The sequence below is a fragment of the Fundidesulfovibrio soli genome, from assembly GCF_022808695.1.
Taxonomy (GTDB): Bacteria; Desulfobacterota; Desulfovibrionia; order Desulfovibrionales; family Desulfovibrionaceae; genus Fundidesulfovibrio; species Fundidesulfovibrio soli.
In genome coordinates this window covers 61,189-77,976 of sequence record NZ_JAKZKW010000018.1, presented here as the reverse complement: position 1 = coordinate 77,976, position 16,788 = coordinate 61,189, and the positions used below count along the sequence as shown (strand labels likewise).

The window sequence follows — 16,788 nt, the reverse complement described above, 5'->3', positions numbered from 1 at the left end:
CCGAAACGCCGCTGTATTTGAAGAACATGGCCGCTTCGGCGGCGCAGGGGCCAGGGCCGGACCTGAAGCGGCTCACCGCGTCCGACGCACGGTAAACAACAAGCACCTTCCCAATCTGCCTATCCCGCCGCCCGGGCCTCCGCCCTCTTCGCCTTCCTGCGTTTGCTGAACGAATCCATGGCCAGGTAGATGGCCGGGGTGGTGTAGAGCGTGAGCACCTGGCTGAGCAGCAGCCCCCCGATGATGGAGATGCCAAGGGGCCTGCGCAGCTCGAACCCGGAGCCCTGGGAAAGGGCCAGGGGCAGCGCGCCCAGCAGCGCGGCCGCGGTGGTCATCATGATGGGCCTGAAGCGCTTGATGCAGGCCGCATAGATGGCCTCCACGGGCTCGAGGCCATGCTCCCGCTGGGCGGTCAGGGCGAAGTCCACCATCATGATCCCGTTCTTCTTCACGATGCCGATGAGCAGGATGATGCCGATGATGGCGATGAGGCTCAGCTCCGTGCCCGTCAGGATGAGCGCCAGCACCGCGCCCACGCCCGCCGAGGGCAGCGTGGAGAGGATGGTGACGGGGTGGACGTAGCTCTCGTAGAGCATGCCCAGCACGATGTACACGGCGGCCAGGGCCGCCAGGATGAGCAGCGGCTGGCTCTTGAGCGAGCTCTGGAAGGCCTGGGCCGTGCCCCGGAAGGTGCCCTGCACCGTGGCGGGCAGCCCCAGCTTGCGCGTGGCGGCCTGGATGGCGTCCAGGCCCTGGCTCAGGGAGACGCCCTCGGCCAGGTTGAAGGAGACCGTGACCGAAGGGAACTGCCCCTGATGGTTCACGGCCAGGGAGGTGGGCCTGTTCTCCACGTGGGCGATGGCCGAGAGGGGCACCATCTTCCCGGACGAGGAGGTCACGAAGATGTCCTTGAGGGATTCGGGGCTCTGCCAGTAGCGCGGGTCCACCTCCATGACCACGTGGTACTGGTTGAGCTGGGTGTAGATGGTGGAGACCTGGGACTGCCCGAAAGCCCCGTAGAGCACGCTGTCCACCAGCCGGGCCGAGATGCCCAGGCGCGAGGCCGTGTCCCTGTCGATGACCACGCGCGTCTCCATGCCCTTGTCCTGCTGGTCGCTGCTCACATCGGTGAGCGGCTTGAGCCCGCGCATGGCCTCGAACACCTTGGGGGCCCAGGTGTTGAGCTCCTGGAAGCTCTCGCCCTGCAGGGTGTACTGGTACATGGCGTTGCTGGCCCGGCCGCCCACGCGCAGCTCCTGCACGAGCTGGAAAAATGTGGGCGCTCCCGGGACGGCCGCCAGCTTGCCCCGAAGCCTAGCCATCACGCGCTCGCCCGAGGCCTTGCGCTGGCCCAGCGGCTTGAGCGTGACGAACAGCCGGGCAGTGTTGGTGGTGGCCCCGCCGCCGCCACCGCCGCCGGTGAAGCCGATGACGTATTCCACGTCCGGATCGGAGCGGACGACCTCCACCACCTGGGCCAGTTTGCCGCTCATGGCCTGGAAGGAGATGTCCTGCGCGGCCTGGATGCCGCCCGTGAGGCGGCCCGTGTCCTGCTGGGGGAAGAATCCCTTGGGCGCCAGGGAGTAGAGCCAGACGTTCAGCGCCAGTGTGCCCAGCGTGAGCAGCAGCATGAGCCGCCTGTGCCCGAGCGACCAGCGCAGGGAGCGGGCGTAGGCCTCGCGCAGGGCCTCGAACCAGTTCCCCGCCAGCACCCCGAGCCTGCTTGTGGCCCCTGAGCCGCTGCCCCCCTTGGGCAGCATCAGGGCGCACATCATGGGGGTTGTGGTCAGCGAGAGTAAAAGCGAGATGAAGATGGCCGCCGAGAGCGTCATGGCGAACTCGCGGAACAGCCTGCCCACCATGCCGCCCATGAGCAGGATTGGGATGAACACCGCCACCAGGGAGACGCTCATGGAGACCACCGTGAAGCTGATCTCGCGCGCGCCGTTCAGGGCCGCCCGCAGGGGCGTTTCGCCGCGCTCCAGGTGGCTGGTGATGTTCTCCAGCACCACGATGGCGTCATCCACAACGAAGCCGGTGGCGATGGTCAGGGCCATGAGCGAGAGGTTGTCCAGGCTGTAGCCCAGCAGGTACATCACCGCGAAGGTGCCCACCAGGGAGGCCACCACCGCCACGCCCGGGATGGCCGTGGCCCTAAGCGTCCGCAGGAAGCAGAACACCACCAGCACCACCAGCGCGCAGGAGATGACGAGCGACAGCTCCACCTCGGCCAGGGAGGCCCGGATGGGCGGCGAGCGGTCCACCACGGCCGAGAGCTTGACCCCCTCGGGCAGGCTGGCCTGCAGCTGGGGCATGAGCGCGCGCACGTTGTCCACGGTCTCCAGGATGTTGGCCCCAGGCTGGCGGAAGATGATGATCATAACGGCCGGGGTGGAGTTCATCAGCCCCAGCGTGCGCACGTCCTCCACGCCGTCCACCACCTTGGCCACGTCCGTGAGGCGCACGGGCCTGCCGTCCTTGTAGGCCACGATAACGGACTCGTAGCCCGCGGCGCCGCGCAGCTGGTCGTTGGCCTGGATGTCCCAGGCGGTGTCGGCGTCGGCCACCTGGCCCTTGGGCGCGTTGGCGTTGGTGGCGGCCAGGGCGGCGCGCACGTCCTGCAGGCCGATGGCGTAGGCCGACAAGGCGGCCGGGTTGAGCTCCACGCGCACCGCCGGGAGCGCGCCCCCGCCCACGAACACCTGCCCCACTCCGCCCAGCTGGGCGATCTTCTGCTGGAGCACCGTGGAGGCCACGTCATACATTTTGTCGCGCGAAACGCTATCCGAAGTGAGTGACAGGATCAGCACCGGGGCATCCGCCGGGTTGATCTTGCGGTAGGTGGGGTTGTTGGGGAGGTTGGCGGGCAGCTGGCTGCGGGCCGCGTTGATGGCGGCCTGCACGTCGCGGGCGGCGCCGTCGATGTTGCGGTCCAGGTCGAACTGGAGCGTGATGCTCGTGGAGCCCCGGAAGCTGGTGGAGGTCATCTCCGTGACGCCCGCGATGCGCCCGAACTGGCGCTCCAGGGGCGCGGCCACGGAGGTGGCCATGGTCTCCGGGTCGGCCCCGGGCAGCCCGGCGTTGACCGAGATGGTGGGGAAATCCACGCGCGGCAGGGGCGAGACGGGCAGCAGCCGGTAGCAGACCATGCCCGCCAGCATCAGGCCCAGGGTGAGCAGCGTGGTGGCCACGGGCCTACGGATGAACACGCCGGGCAGGTTGAGGCCGTGCAGGGCCACGTCCGTGCGGCTGAGCCCTGAGCCTGGGGCCTGCTCCCTGGCGGTCCGCGCCGTACCGGGCGCCCCGCCGGGCTCCGAGCCTGGGTGCTCCTGGCTTGGCCTGTCAGGGCCTGGCTGTTCCGCCCCGGGCTTTCCCGGTCCGGGGTTCATGCGGCCTCCGGCCCATTGCGGCGCGAGAACCTGCGGGCGACCCTGTCGAAGGCCAGGTAGATCACCGGAGTGGTGTAGAGTGTGAGCACCTGGCTGATGACAAGGCCGCCGATGATGCACACGCCGAGCGGCCTGCGCAGCTCCGAGCCCACGCCCCCGCCCAGGGCCAGGGGCAGCGCGCCCAGCAGAGCGGCCATGGTGGTCATCATGATGGGCCGGAAGCGCAGCAGGCAGGCCTGGTAGATGGCGTCCTCAGGGGCCGCGCCCTGCTCGCGCTCGGCCTCCAGGGCGAAGTCCACCATCATGATGCCGTTCTTCTTCACGATGCCGATGAGCAGGATGATGCCGATGACGGCCAGCACATCCAGCTCCATGCCGAACAGCGCCAGGCCCAGCAGCGCGCCCACGCCAGCCGAGGGCAGGGTGGAGAGGATGGTCACCGGGTGGATGAAGCTCTCGTAGAGCACGCCCAGCACGATGTACACGGTGATGAGCGCCGCCAGGATCAGGATGGGCTCGTTCTCCAGAGAGGCCAGGAAGGCCTTGGCCGTGCCCTGGAAATCGCCCTGGATCGAGGGGGGCAGGCCCGTCTCGCGTACGGCGCGCTCCACGGCCCCCACGGCCCCGCCAAGCGATCCGCCCTTGGCCACGTCGAAGGAGATGGTCACCGCCGGGAACTGCCCCTGGCGGCTGATGACCAGCGGCCCGGTGGTCTCGCTGATGGAGGCGATGGCCGTGAGCGGGGTCTGCTTGCCGTCGCGGGAGCGCAGGTGGATGGAGCCCAGGTCCTGCGGGTTGTCGCGCATCTCGGGCTTGGCCGCCAGAACCACGCGGTACTGGTTCAGCTCGGTGAAGATGGTGGATATCTGGCGCTGGCCGAAGGCGTCGTAGAGCGCGTCGTCGATCTGCTGGGGCGTGATGCCCAGGCGCGAGGCCGTGGCCCGGTCGATGTTCACCATGACCCGGCGGCCCTGGTCCTGCTGGTCGCTGCTCACGGAGTCCAGCTCCGGCTGCGCGCGCATGGCCGCGACCAGGCGCGGGGCCCAGGTGTTGAGCTGGTCCGCGCTGGGGTCCTCCAGGGTGTACTGGAACTGGGTGCGGCTCTGGCGCACGTCAACGCTGAGGTCCTGCGCGGCCTGCATGTGCAGCGAGACGCCGGGCACCTCGGCCAGCGCGGGCCGCAGCCTGTCCATCACCCGGGCGGCGCTGACCTTGCGCTCCTCAAGCGGCTTGAGGTTGATCTGGATGCGCCCGGTGTTCATGGCCGGGTTGGTGCCGTCCACCCCGATGAAGGAGGACAGGCTCGCCACGGCCGGGTCGCGCAGGATGACCTCGGCCAGGGCCTGCTGGCGGCGGCTCATGGCCGCGAAGGAGACCGACTGCGGGGCCTCGGACACGCCCACGATCACGCCCGTGTCCTGCTGGGGGAAGAAGCCCTTGGGCGAATACGCGTACATGACCACCGTGAGCGCAAGCGTCCCCACGGCCACGCACAGGGTCAGGCCCTGGTGGCGCAGCACCACGCGCAGGCTCGCGCCGTAGAGCTCGATCACGCGGTCGAAGAAGCGCTGGGTGCCCCGGTGGAAGGCCCCCTCCTCCTCGGGCGGCACGTGCCTGAGCAGCCGGGCGCACATCATGGGCGTGAGCGTGAGCGACACGAAGGCCGAGATCAGGATGGAGGCCCCCAGCGTCACCGCGAACTCGCGGAACAGCCTGCCCACCACGTCGCCCATGAACAGGAGCGGGATGAGCACCGCGATGAGCGACACCGTGAGCGAGAGGATGGTGAAGCCGATCTGCTTCGAGCCCTTGAGCGCGGCCTGGAAAGGCTCCATGCCCTGCTCCACGTAGCGGGCCACGTTCTCGATCATCACGATGGCGTCGTCCACCACGAAGCCGGTGGAGATGGTCAGGGCCATGAGCGAGAGGTTGTTCAGGCTGAAGCCCAAGAGGTACATCACTCCGAAGGACCCCACCAGGGAGAGCGGCACCGCCACGCCCGGGATCACTGTGGCGGGCAGGTTGCGCAGGAACAGGTAGATGACCAGGACCACCAGGGCCACGGCCAGCATGAGCTCGAACTGCACGTCCTCCACCGAGGCCCGGATGGTGGTGGTGCGGTCCGTGAGCACGGAGACCTCCACCGAGGGCGGCAGCGAGGCCTTGAGCTGGGGCAGCAGGGCCTTGATGCGGTCCACCACCTCGATGACGTTGGCCCCGGGCTGGCGCTGGATGTTCATGACCACCGCCGGGGCCTGGTTCATCCAGGCGGCCTGGCGCTCGTCCTCTGAGGCGTCCTCCAGGTCGGCCACGTCGGAGAGCCGCACCGGCGCGCCCGCCCGGTAGGCGATGATCAAGGGCTTGTATTCCTCTGCGGAGTAGAGCTGGTCGTTGGCGGAGATGATGGAGGCCTGCCGGGGGCCGTCGAAGCCGCCCTTGGCCAGGTTCACGTTGGCCGCGCCCACGGCGGCGCGCACGTCCTCCAGGGTCAGGCCGTAGGAGGCCAGGGCCGTGGGGTTCACGTGCACGCGCACGGCCGGGCGCTGCCCGCCGGAGAGGCTCACCAGGCCCACGCCCGGCAGCTGCGAGATCTTCTGGGCGAAGCGGGTGTCGGCCAGGTCCTCCACGCGGGTCAGGGGCATGGTGGCCGAGGTGAGCGCCAGGGTCAGGATGGGCGCGTCCGCCGGGTTGACCTTGCTGTACACCGGGGGGCTGGGCAGGTCCTTGGGCAGGAAGTTGAAGGAGGCGTTGATGGCCGCCTGCACCTGCTGCTCGGCCACGTCCAGGCTCAGGTCCAGGCTGAAGAGCAGCGTGATGACGCTGGCCCCGCCCGAGCTGTTGGAGGTCATCTGGGTGAGGCCGGGCATCTGGCCCAGCTGGCGCTCCAGCGGGGCCGTCACCGAGGAGGCCATGACCTCGGGGCTGGCCCCGGGGTAGAAGGTGCGCACCTGGATGGTGGGGTAGTCCACCTGGGGCAGCGCCGCCACGGGCAGCTGGCGGTAGGCCACGGCTCCGGCCAGCATGATGGCCACCATCAGCAAAGTGGTGGCCACCGGGCGGCGGATGAAAAGCTCGGAGATGTTCATCAGCCGCCCTGGCGCGCAGGCCCGCCTTCGTTCCTGGGCTCGCCCTTGACCTCCACCTGGAGGCCGTCGCGCAGCCGCTCCGCGCCGTCCACCACCACGGTCTCGCCTTCGTTCACCCCGGAGCGCACGATCACCTCGCCTCCCACGCTGTCCGAGGCGTCCACCTTGCGGACCTGCACCACGTTGTCCGGCCCCAGCACGCATACCTGCGCGCCCTGCGGCCCGCGCTGCACGGCGGAGGCGGGCACCACCACCGCGCCCTTGACCACGTCCACCAGCAGCCTGGCGTTGACGAACTGGTTGGGAAACAGGGCCATGTCCGCGTTGGGGAACTGGGCCTTGAGGCGCACCGTGCCCGAGGCCTGGTCGATCTGGTTGTCCAGGGTGAGCAGCTCGCCGGTGGCCAGCAGGCGCTTCTGCTCCCGGTCGAAAGCCTCCACCTGGAGCTTGCGGCCCCCGGCCATGCTGGCCTGCACCCGGGGCAGCACGTCCTCCGGCAGGGTGAAGACCACGGCGATGGGCTGCACCTGGGTGATGACCACCAGCCCGGTCTGGTCCGTGGCGCGGACCATGTTGCCCGCGTCCACCAGGCGCAGGCCCACCCGCCCGGAGATGGGCGCGGTGATGCGGCTGTAGGTCAGCAGGAGCTTTGCGTTGTCGATGGCGCCCTGGTCGGTGCGCACCGCGCCCTCGTACTGGCGCACCAGGGAGTCCTGGGCGTCCAGCTGCTGGCGCGCGATGGCCCCGGAGTGCACCAGCTGCTCGTAACGGGCCAGGTCGCGCCGGGCGTTCTCCAACTGGGCCTTGTCGCGGGCCATCTGGCCCTGGGCCTGATCCAGCTGGGCCTGGAAGGGGCGCGGGTCCACCTGCACGAGCACGTCGCCGGCCTTGACCATGTCGCCCTCGCGGTAGCGGATCTCCATGATCTGGCCGTCCACGCGGCTGCGCACGGTCACGGTGTTCAGGGCGCTGACGCTGCCCAGGCCCGAGAGATAGACGTTCACGTCGCGCCGGACGGCCTTGGCCGCGCCCACCACCGGCTTGAAGGCCTGACCCTGTCTTTGGCCCTGGGTCTTGGGCTGCGCGTCCTGCGGAGGCTGGCCCTTGCCGGAGCCGTAGAGCTTCCAGGCCGCACCTGCGGCCGCCAGGGCCGCCAGCAGGACCCAGAGCGCCAGGCTGCGCTTTGCGCCCGGCCTTTCCGGCGTGTATCGTTCAGAGGGCATGATTCTTCCTTTGCGGCTCACGCGCTCCCCCTGCGGGGAATCTCGGGTATGTCGTGTTGCTGTCGTTTGCCGCGGGCTCCACGTTACAACGTCGCGCCCATCCGGGTCCACCTGGGTCCACATGATGGCACGGCGGTTGCTCACTCACTCCGCAGGGCCTCCGGCCCGCCGGGCAGGCCCGAATATCGTACAATTTTGTAGCCAGCCCGACAATTTTGCAGCAACGCGCGACCGCGCGTCAGGAGTGTGCGCAATGGAAGGCCTCCAGGAACTCATGGCCCAGATCAAGGCGATGGGCAGCGAAGAAACCGCCCAGGGCCCGAGCGAACCCGTGGACCTGCTGCTCTACGCCCCCTGCCCCGTCAAGCTGGCCGTGAAGGAGCGCATCGAGAACCTGGCCGCCTCGCTCGCGGGCACGCCCCAGGCCTTCACCTGGCACATCCCCATGGGCTGCACCTCCATCGACCCCTACGACCCCGTCTACAAGGAGACCGACCCCGAGCGCCTGCCCGCCGTGATCGCCTCCATCGGCTTCGGGGACTTCTGGCGCAAGCCCTTCGTGGAGCGCTTCGTCCAGGCTGGCGTGTTCGAAGCCGTGCGGCCCGAGAGCATCAGCCCCCTGCACGTGCGCTCGGGCATGCTGGACCCGGCAGGGGCCTACACGGTCTACGGCGCGACCCCCTACATCTTCGTGGCGGACACCCGCCGCCTGGGCCCCCTGCCCGTGCCCCGCACCTGGGCGGAGCTCATGCACCCGCGCTACAAGGGCCACCTGGTCATGTGCGGCGACGGCGACGACATGGCCGACGCCGTGCTGCTCACCCTCTTCAAGGACTACGCCCTGGAGGGCCTGCGCGACTTCGCCTCCAACGTCAAAGGCCTGATGCACTCCTCGCGCATGGCCAAGATCGCGGGCTCCAACGAGCCGGACGCGGGCTCCATCTACATCATCCCGGCCTTCTTCGCCCACAGCGTCAAGCAGCCGCCCCACGTGGAGATCGTCTGGCCCGAGGACGGCGCGGCCGCCAGCCCCCTGTACCTGCTGGCCCGCAAGGACTGCCTGTCCAGAATGCGCCCCGTGCTGGACTTCTTCGCCAACGGCTTCTCCACCATCGAGAGCGCGGCCTGGTTCGCGCCCCTGGGCCTCTCCGGCCCCTCGCCCCTGCCAAAAGGGGCCTCGCTCAAGTGGGTCGGCTGGGACTTCGTGGCCCGCAACGACGTCAACTCCCTGCGCGACCAGCTTGGCGACGCCTTCCGCCAAATGACGGCGGGCCTGCGATGAAGCTCGTCACCGTGGCCGGGCCGCCCTCCTGCGGCAAGACGTCCGTCATCGCCCGGACCTGCGGGCACCTGGCCCAGGCCGGTCTGGCCTGCGCGGTCATCAAGTTCGACTGCCTGCAAAGCCGCGACGGCGAGCTGTACAAGGCCGCGGGGGTGCCCGTCTCGGTGGTCTTTTCCGGCGGGCTCTGCCCGGACCACTTCTTCGCCACCAACCTGGAGGAGGCCTTCGCCTGGGCCGAATCCACCGGAGCGGACTGCTGCGTCATCGAGACGGCCGGGCTGTGCAACCGCTGCTCCCCGCACCTGAGGGGGGTGCTCGGGGTGTGTGTCATCGACAACCTCATGGGCATCGACGCCCCGGAGAAGATCGGCCCCATGCTGCGCATGGCCGACCTGGTGGTGGTCACCAAGGGGGACCTGGTCTCCCAGGCCGAGCGGGAGGTCTACCGCTACCGCATCCGGCAGATGAACAAGCGGGCCGTAATACGAAACGTCAACGGCCTCACCGGGCAGGGCTGCCTGGACCTGGCCGCCATTCTCAAGGAGGCCCCGGCGGTGGAAGGGGTTACGGAGATGAAGCTGCGCTTCTCCATGCCAGCCGCCGTGTGCTCCTACTGCCTGAGCGAAACGCGCATCGGCTCGCGCTACCAGAAGGGCAACGTGAAGAAGGCCCATTTCGGAGCCCGCCATGACGGGTGAGAACGCCATCCTGAGCCTGCGCTCCATGACCCTCACCGCCGGGCGGGACAAGTCCGGCCGCCCCGAGGCCCAGGGCGTGGACTTCCGCGCGGGGGAGGTCACGGCCCTGCTCGGCCCCACGGGCGCGGGCAAGAGCCGCTTCCTCTCCGACATCGAGTCCCTGGCCGCGGCGGACACCCCAACCGGGCGCACCCTGCTGCTTGACGGCGCGGCCCCCACGCCGGACGAGCGTTTCGCCCTCCAGGGCCGGCTGGTGGCCCAGCTGACCCAGAACATGAATTTCGTGCTGGACATGAAGGTCATGGACTTCCTGCGCACCCACGCCCTGAGCCGCGAGGCCCAGGACCCCGACGCCGTGGCCCGGCAGGTGTTCGAGGCCGCCAACGAGCTGGCCGGGGAGCCCTTCGGGCCGGACGTGCAGCTCACGCAGCTTTCCGGCGGGCAGTCCCGGGCGCTCATGATCGCGGACACGGCCCTGCTCAGCTGGTCGCCCGTGCTGCTCATCGACGAGATCGAGAACGCCGGGGTGGACAAGCGCCGCGCCCTGGAGCTGCTGGTCAAAAGCGACAAGATCGTGGTCATGGCAACCCACGACCCGGTGCTGGCCCTCTCCGCCCACAGGCGGCTGGTGATCCGCCACGGGGCCGTGCAGGCCGTACTCGCCAGAACGGACGAAGAGCAGGCCGTGCTGGCCCGCCTGCGCCAGATGGAAGAAGAGATTTCCGGCTACCGGACCAAGCTGCGCGCCGGGGAAGCGCTGGCCTGATAAACCGGGAAGGGAGTCCAGAGGGCTGAAGGCAGGACTTCGTCCTTTAGCCGCCGGAGGCTTCTTTAAAGCTGACGGAAGACGCGGAGTGAAGAATGCCTCCGGCGGGCAAAGGGAGTTCCTCCCTTTGCAATCCCATTCCGCTTCGCGTTGGGCCGGATACCGCGCCCCTTGCACTCCAATTGCCTCTTCGCGCTGGTCGCGTGGCACCGCTGGCCAGCCTGGGGTTCCGTGCGACCCAGCGGGGGTGATCCCGCGCAGGCGCTTCGCCAGAGGGCCGCAGGCCCGGCAGCTTGGCTCGCACTCGGCGAACCGCGCGGGACCACAGGCTGGCCCACCAAAGACAAAAGCCGCGCCCGTTCACACGGGCGCGGCTTGGAATCCCAATCAGCGACAGGCGGCCCTAGCGCCGCACCTGCACCTTGGCCAGGTTCTCGTAGTAGCGGATGATGGCGCTGTGGTCCGAGTCACCGAAGCCTTCCGCCTTGAGCGCCTGCACGATCTCCATGACCTGCGCGGTCAGCGGCAGGCTCACGTTGAGCTCGTGGGAGGTTTCCAGCACGTTGTAGAGGTCCTTGGCGTGCAGGTTCACCTTGAAGCCGGGCTTTACGTCGCCCGCGAGCATCATGGGGGCCTTGGCGTCCAGCACGGTGCTGCCCGCCAGGCCGCCCCGGATGGCCTGGTACACCAAGTCCGGGTCCACCCCGGCCTTGGTGGCCAAGGTCAAGGCCTCGGACACCGCCGCGATGTTCAGGGCCACGATGATCTGGTTGGCCAGCTTGGTCACGTTGCCCGCGCCGATTTCGCCCACGCGCACCACGGACGAGGCCATGGCCTTGAGCACCGGCAGGCACTCGTCGAAGTCGGCCTGGGCGCCGCCCACCATCACCGAGAGCGTGCCCTCAACGGCCTTGGGCTCGCCGCCGCTCACCGGGGCGTCCAGCATGCGGATGTCGCGCAGGGCCAGTTGGGAGGCGATCTCCTTGCTGGCCAGGGGCGCGATGGAGCTCATGTCCACCAGGAGGGAGCCCGGCTGGGCCCCTTCGATCACGCCGCCCGGCCCGAGCACCACCTCCCGCACCTGCGGGGAGTTGGGCACCATGGTGATCACGATCTCGGAGTTGCGGGCCACGGCCTTGGGCGAATCCGCCGCGACGGCTCCGTCGGCTGCCAGCAGGTCCACGTCCCTGCGGGTCCGGCTCCAGACCGTGAGGGGGAAGCCCGCCTTGAGCAGGTTGCGGCACATGGGCTTGCCCATGATCCCCAGACCGATGAATCCTATCTTCTTCATGGCGTCGTCCTCCGGTGACGGCGGTTAGAGCGAGAAGCCGTGCCTTTCCAGCCAAGCCAGCGAAGACTCGGTGTCCGGGCTGGGCACGTACTCCAGGCCCACGAAGCCCTCGTAACCCAGGCGGTCCAGCTCGCTCAGCAGGAACCCGTAGTTGATCTCACCGGTGCCGGGCTGGTGCCTGCCGGGGTTGTCCGCAATCTGCACGTGGGCGATGCGCCCCAGGTTCTGGGCCAGGCTGGCCGCCAGTTCGCCCCCGGCCCGCTGGGCGTGGTACACGTCGTACTGGATGAACAGGTTGGGCCGCTCCACCTGCTCCACCATGGCCAGGGCCTGCTCCAGGGTGTAGAGGAAGAAGCCCGGCATGTCGCGGCGGTTGATGAACTCGGTCAGCAGGGTCAGGCCGTTCTCGGCTAGGCGGTCGGCGGCGAAGCGCAGGTTCTCCTTGAGGGTGAGCCACTGGTCGGCGTGGTGCACGTCCTCGCGCTCCTTGCCCGCCAGGCAGTTGAGCTGCTTCACGCCCAGGGCCCGGGCGTAGATGATGGCCCGGTCCACCCCGGCGCGGAACTCGCCCACGCGGTCCGGGTCCGCGGCTATGCCCCTGTCCCCGGCGGCCCAGTCCCCGGCGGGGAGGTTGAAGAGCACCTGCTTGAGCCCGTTTTCATTCAGCAGGGCCGCCAGCCGCTCCGGCGGGTAGTCGTAGGGGAAGAGATACTCCACGGCCTTGAAGCCCACCTTGGCGGCTGCGGCGAAACGCTGCTCGAAGGGAATCTCCGTGAACAGCATGGAGAGGTTCGCGGCAAATTTGGGCATGGTGTCATCCTTTTGCGTTGGAGCCGGTTGTGAGCGCCGCGCGGCGCTCTGAAAGATCGGGGAGGCATGGGCGTGGCATCAAACCAACCGGATAAATCCAGCCGCCACACCCCGTCAATGCGCAGGCTCCACTCCGGCGTTGCCCGCGCCCCCGGGCCGGGCTACAGTCCCCCCACACATCAACCAGCGGAGACCCCCATGCGCATACGCCTCAACCTGGCCCTGCTCCTGCTCGCCGCCCTCTTCTCCCCCGACTGGGCCATGCCCGAAGCCCAAGCCCAGGACCGCACGTCCACCGGCTCCTGGGCCAAAATGCCCGCCAACGCCAAGCTCTGCTACATGACAGGCGCGGCCGCCGGAACCCGGGCCTTCGCCGAGATCACCCCCGGGGAGCCCAAGCTCAAGCGCGTACGCATCGACCAGGCCGTCACCAACATGGACCATTTCGCCGCCGACCCCCTGTACCAGCGCCAGCCCATGACCGTTACCGCCTACCGCAGCCTGCAGATGGCCCAGGACAAGGGCATCCGCTTCAAGGAGACAGGCGAGCCCCTCCGCGACCCGCAGTTCGACGACTCCCTGCTCTTCGAATACCCCTGGCTGTGGCCCATCGACCTGGACGCGTTCATTCCCGAAGGCGGGCGCGGCCCCAAGCCCACCTTCGCCCAGACCTGGCTCAAGGCCGAACAGTTCGCCAAGATGTTCTTCCTCGAAGGCTTCGGCGACATGGCCGTGGGCCTGTGCAACACCCGACTGGGCAACACCCCGAAGGGCCAGACCTGCATGAAGGCCCTGATGCCCCTGCCCATGGAGAGCGTGGCCTCGCAGATGGACTCCATCTACCACGACCCGGCCTATGCCCACACCGGCTACGATCTGGTGGCCCGGGCCGCGCTTTTGAAGATGGTCGGGGACGACTGGCGCTCTGTCCTGGCCGTGAAATAGCGATCGTGCCATCAGTTGCCAATTCGTATTACCTGGGTTACACGATCTGTCGATCCATAACACCAGGAGGAACCCCATGTCCCGCGTCGCCCTGTTCTCGCTGCTGGCCCTGATCGCCTTGTGCGCCCCGGCGCAGGCCCACTTCGGGATGGTCGTGCCCGACCGCAACATCGTCTCCAAGGACGGCCCCAAGGCCTTCAACCTGGACATCCGTTTCTGGCACCCCATGGAGAACCAGGGCATGGACATGGCAAAGCCCAAGCTGGAGGTGGCGGGCAAGGGAAAGCCCGAGGACGCGAGCGCGGCCCTGAAGCCCGCGGCCATCGACGGGAAGCAGGCCTGGATGGCCTCCTACGCCGTGAAGTCCCCCGGCGTGTACATGTTCGCCGTCACCCCGCAGCCCTACTTCGAGCCCGCCGAGGACAAGTTCATCCTGCACCTGACCAAGACCGTGGTCAGCGCCCTTGGCGGCGAGGACGGCTGGGACAAACCCCTTGGCCAGAAGCTGGAGATCGTGCCCATGGTCAAGCCGTTCGCGCTCTATGCGGGCAACGTGTTCACGGGCAAGGTGCTGCACAAGGGCAAGCCCCTGGCCAACGCCGAGGTCGAGGTCGAGTTCTTCAACGCCGACGGCGCGCGCAAGGCCCCGGACGAAGCCTACGTGACCCAAGTGGTCAAGACCGACGCGGCGGGCGTGTTCAGCTACGCCGCGCCCTGGGCGGGCTGGTGGGGCTTCGCCGCGCTTACCGACGACGACGCCAAGATCAAGAAGGACGGCAAGGATAAGAAGGTGGAGCTGGGCGGCGTGATCTGGGTCTACTTCCACCCCGTGGCCGGGAAGTAGCCGTGCGCGCCCTCGCCGCCCTCCCGCTGCTGGCCTGCCTGCTCTGCGCCGCGCCCGCCCTGGCCCACAAGGTCAACGTGTTCGCCGTGGCCGAGAACGGCGCGCTCGTGGGCGAGGCCTATTTCAGCGGGGGCGGGAAGGCCCTGGACTCCCTCATCGAGGTGTTTGACGCCAGCGGCGCGGTGGTGGCCCAAGGCCGCACCGGGGCGGACGGCGCGTTCCGCATCCCCCTGCCCGCGACCTTCACCCCGCCACTGCGCGTGGTGCTCAGGGCCGGCGAGGGCCACCAGAACGACTACACCCTCACCGCCCAGGATCTGGGGCAGGATTTGGGCCTGCCCGCGCAAGCGGCTCGGGCCCCCTCTTCCCCCGCTTCGCCCGTCGCCCAGGCCGCGCCAGCCGGGACGATCGACGAAACAAGGCTGGCCGCGCTCGTGGAGCAGGCCGTGGCCAAGGCCGTCCCAGCCATCGTGGAGGAGAAGCTGGCCCCCCTGCGCCTGCAATTGACGCGCATGGCCGAGCAGGACCAGTCCGCGCGGATGCGCGACATCATCGGCGGCCTGGGCTGGATCATCGGGCTGGTGGGCATCGCCGCCTGGTTCAAGCGGCCGAAGAAGTAGGGCCTCACACTCCATAGGAACGATAAAGCCCCAGCACCGCATGCGCGGTGCTGGGGCTTTCTTATGGGTGGGGCGCCTCCTGCGGCCAGGGAGGTCTCCCTCGATACCGCATTTTGGTGCTACTCTTTGATGGTCTACTATAATACGCGGATCAATCGCCCTCAGAAAGGCTATGGGCTATTCGTTTCGCAGCGCTTGAAATTTCGTCCTCAACACCTTGAATTATGTTTGCGAGATCATTGCAAGTTTCACGTGAACCTTTAGCAGCCACCCAAAAAGTTAAGGCCGTATAGCGGGCCGTTGCCATTTGAGCTGCTACAAGCTGGGAAAGCAAAATCTCAACGTTCTGCATAACCACCTCTCTGTTTAGTGTTTTCACAGCCTTAGCACGACAAATGACTGCTGACCTATATCACACCAGCCTTGTCAATCTATATAGTCATATACTTCTAATGGGAACAACTAGTACCTGTGATGAATTTTAGCTCATTTTAGAGTATATTTCAGACCTTACTCCTGGATGTTCTTTAGCTTCCAGAGACAAGTAAAATCATAAGGGACAGGAAGCCAAAGCCAACCGGGCCAATCAAACCTTCACTTCGGCGGACTGCCACCCGTGCGGAACCATTCAGGATTTCCGGGTAACAGCCATAATAAAGAAGCCTCCCCGACGGATACGCCGGGGAGGCTTCTTGGTTAATAGAGCTGTTCAGACAAAACTTCGTCGCATGGAACGCGAAGTGGAAAAAGAGTCCAGAGGGCCGAAGGCCCTTTGGCCGCCGGAGGCGCTCCCCGCCTCCCCTTCTTATGCTATCTTCTCCAGCACCTTGATGTCCCTGCTTTCGATCAGGGCGGCCCCGTCGCGCTGCAGCGCCTCCAGATGCGGGGCCTTGGAGTGCTTCTGCAAAAGCTCCATGCTCTCCCATATCTCATAGAACACGTACACGCGCGGCTCTTCGATACCGCGATGCAGGTCGTACTGGATGCAGCCTTCGTCCTTGCGGGAGTGCCCCACAAGGCCCTTGAGCAGCTTCTCCAGCTCCTGGTCGCAGCCTTTTTTGGCCACCAGCGTGGCCACCACGGTCACCTGCGGCATGGCGCGCCTCCTCAGCCTTCGCCCACGGCGGGCATGGCGGGCATGGTGGCCTTGTTTTTCACCACCACCTCGCCCAGCCAGGCGATCATCTTGCCCAGGTGCCCCATGTTACGCAGGGCCTCGGCGTCCTTGCAGACGTCGTCCGGGGCCAGGCCGTAGCCCATGTTCCAGTAGGTTGAGCCGGGGATGATCATGCCCGAGATCTGGAACAGGTGGTTCATGGTGTCGAAAACGTGGGTGGCCCCGCCGCGGCGCACGGCCACTACGGACGCGCCGATCTTGCCCGCCAGGCGGCCGCCGTTGGCGATGCAGACCATGCCCGCGCGGTCGATGAAGGCCTTCATCTCGGCGGAGACGTCCGCGAAGTAGGTGGGCGAACCCAGGATCAGGGCGTCGGCCTCCAGAACAGCCTGGAGGGTCTCGTTGAGCAGGTCTTTATCCATGATGCAGTGGTCGTTCTTGAGCTCGAAGCACTTGAAGCAGGCCTTGCAGCCCCGGACCTTCTTGCCCCCGATCCGCACCAGGCTGGTCTCCCAGCCGGCTTCCTCCAGGGGGGCGAGCACTGCCTTGAGCAGGGTTTCGGTGTTGCCGCCCTTGCGCGGGCTGCCGTTGATGGCGATGGCTTTCATTCGTGTGACCTCCTGCGCGTTCTTGACGCGTGGTGTTCTTGGCTGCCATATGCGTGCTTGCGGATGAAAACGCAAGTATGGTCTCAAATGTATCATACTATCATTTTGT

General features: G+C 67.5%; 14 protein-coding genes. 6 read left to right on the top strand and 8 right to left on the bottom strand.

Going from position 1 to position 16,788, the window contains the following annotated elements; genetic code table 11:
• Nucleotides 1-119: 119 nt before the first annotated feature.
• The 3 genes from MLE18_RS14245 to MLE18_RS14235 are packed head-to-tail and all read right to left on the bottom strand — an operon-like array spanning nt 120 to nt 7,698.
• Nucleotides 120-3,389, bottom strand: a complete 3,270-nt coding sequence (locus tag MLE18_RS14245) for a multidrug efflux RND transporter permease subunit (protein WP_243439468.1) — start codon at nt 3,387-3,389, stop codon at nt 120-122.
• Nucleotides 3,386-6,475 (bottom strand): MdtB/MuxB family multidrug efflux RND transporter permease subunit, encoded by a 3,090-nt coding sequence (locus MLE18_RS14240; protein WP_243439467.1) that lies wholly within the window; start codon nt 6,473-6,475, stop codon nt 3,386-3,388. The genes MLE18_RS14245 and MLE18_RS14240 overlap by 4 nt, the downstream gene beginning before the upstream one ends.
• Nucleotides 6,475-7,698, bottom strand: coding sequence for an MdtA/MuxA family multidrug efflux RND transporter periplasmic adaptor subunit (locus MLE18_RS14235; protein WP_243439466.1), 1,224 nt, complete (start codon nt 7,696-7,698; stop codon nt 6,475-6,477). Before MLE18_RS14235 ends, MLE18_RS14240 begins: the two co-directional genes overlap by 1 nt.
• A 253-nt stretch (nt 7,699-7,951) precedes the next feature.
• On the opposite strand from MLE18_RS14235, the gene MLE18_RS14230 reads away from it, so the two are divergent.
• From MLE18_RS14230 to MLE18_RS14220, 3 genes are read left to right on the top strand one after another with little or no spacing between them, the layout of a single operon-like run.
• Complete coding sequence (locus MLE18_RS14230; RefSeq protein WP_243439465.1) at nt 7,952-8,980, top strand: ABC transporter substrate-binding protein; 1,029 nt, start codon at nt 7,952-7,954, stop codon at nt 8,978-8,980.
• Nucleotides 8,977-9,678, top strand: coding sequence for a GTP-binding protein (locus MLE18_RS14225; RefSeq protein ID WP_243439464.1), 702 nt, complete (start codon nt 8,977-8,979; stop codon nt 9,676-9,678). Before MLE18_RS14230 ends, MLE18_RS14225 begins: the two co-directional genes overlap by 4 nt.
• Nucleotides 9,668-10,444: an ATP-binding cassette domain-containing protein gene (locus MLE18_RS14220; protein WP_243439463.1), complete on the top strand. Its 777-nt coding sequence runs from the start codon at nt 9,668-9,670 to the stop codon at nt 10,442-10,444. Before MLE18_RS14225 ends, MLE18_RS14220 begins: the two co-directional genes overlap by 11 nt.
• A 403-nt stretch (nt 10,445-10,847) precedes the next feature.
• Here the strand turns inward: MLE18_RS14220 and garR are convergent, their stop codons facing one another.
• Both garR and hyi read right to left on the bottom strand, forming a co-directional pair.
• A complete protein-coding gene (gene garR, locus MLE18_RS14215) occupies nt 10,848-11,735 on the bottom strand; it encodes a 2-hydroxy-3-oxopropionate reductase (protein WP_243439462.1) in 888 nt (295 codons plus the stop codon).
• A gap of 24 nt (nt 11,736-11,759) precedes the next feature.
• A complete protein-coding gene (gene hyi / locus MLE18_RS14210) occupies nt 11,760-12,545 on the bottom strand; it encodes a hydroxypyruvate isomerase (RefSeq protein WP_243439461.1) in 786 nt (261 codons plus the stop codon).
• A 198-nt stretch (nt 12,546-12,743) separates the two neighbouring features.
• On the opposite strand from hyi, the gene MLE18_RS14205 reads away from it, so the two are divergent.
• From MLE18_RS14205 to MLE18_RS14195, 3 genes are all read left to right on the top strand, one after another.
• The gene (locus tag MLE18_RS14205; RefSeq protein WP_243439460.1) at nt 12,744-13,490 is read left to right on the top strand and encodes a hypothetical protein; all 747 of its coding nucleotides are present in this window, start codon (nt 12,744-12,746) and stop codon (nt 13,488-13,490) included.
• Nucleotides 13,491-13,566: 76 nt separating this feature from the next.
• Complete coding sequence (locus MLE18_RS14200; protein WP_243439459.1) at nt 13,567-14,334, top strand: DUF4198 domain-containing protein; 768 nt, start codon at nt 13,567-13,569, stop codon at nt 14,332-14,334.
• A 2-nt stretch (nt 14,335-14,336) separates the two neighbouring features.
• Nucleotides 14,337-14,954 (top strand): cobalamin biosynthesis protein CbiL, encoded by a 618-nt coding sequence (locus tag MLE18_RS14195; RefSeq protein WP_243439458.1) that lies wholly within the window; start codon nt 14,337-14,339, stop codon nt 14,952-14,954.
• Between the two features lie 151 nt (nt 14,955-15,105).
• Here the strand turns inward: MLE18_RS14195 and MLE18_RS14190 are convergent, their stop codons facing one another.
• The 3 genes from MLE18_RS14190 to MLE18_RS14180 form a co-directional block, all read right to left on the bottom strand.
• Nucleotides 15,106-15,306 carry a hypothetical protein gene (locus tag MLE18_RS14190; protein WP_243439457.1) on the bottom strand — a complete coding sequence of 67 codons (201 nt, stop codon included), beginning with the start codon at nt 15,304-15,306 and terminating at the stop codon, nt 15,106-15,108.
• Nucleotides 15,307-15,759: 453 nt separating this feature from the next.
• Entirely contained in the window at nt 15,760-16,050 is a 291-nt protein-coding gene (locus MLE18_RS14185) for a putative quinol monooxygenase (RefSeq protein ID WP_243439456.1), read from the bottom strand.
• 11 nt (nt 16,051-16,061) lie between these two features.
• A complete protein-coding gene (locus tag MLE18_RS14180; protein WP_243439455.1) occupies nt 16,062-16,679 on the bottom strand; it encodes a flavodoxin family protein in 618 nt (205 codons plus the stop codon).
• Nucleotides 16,680-16,788 lie beyond the last annotated feature (109 nt).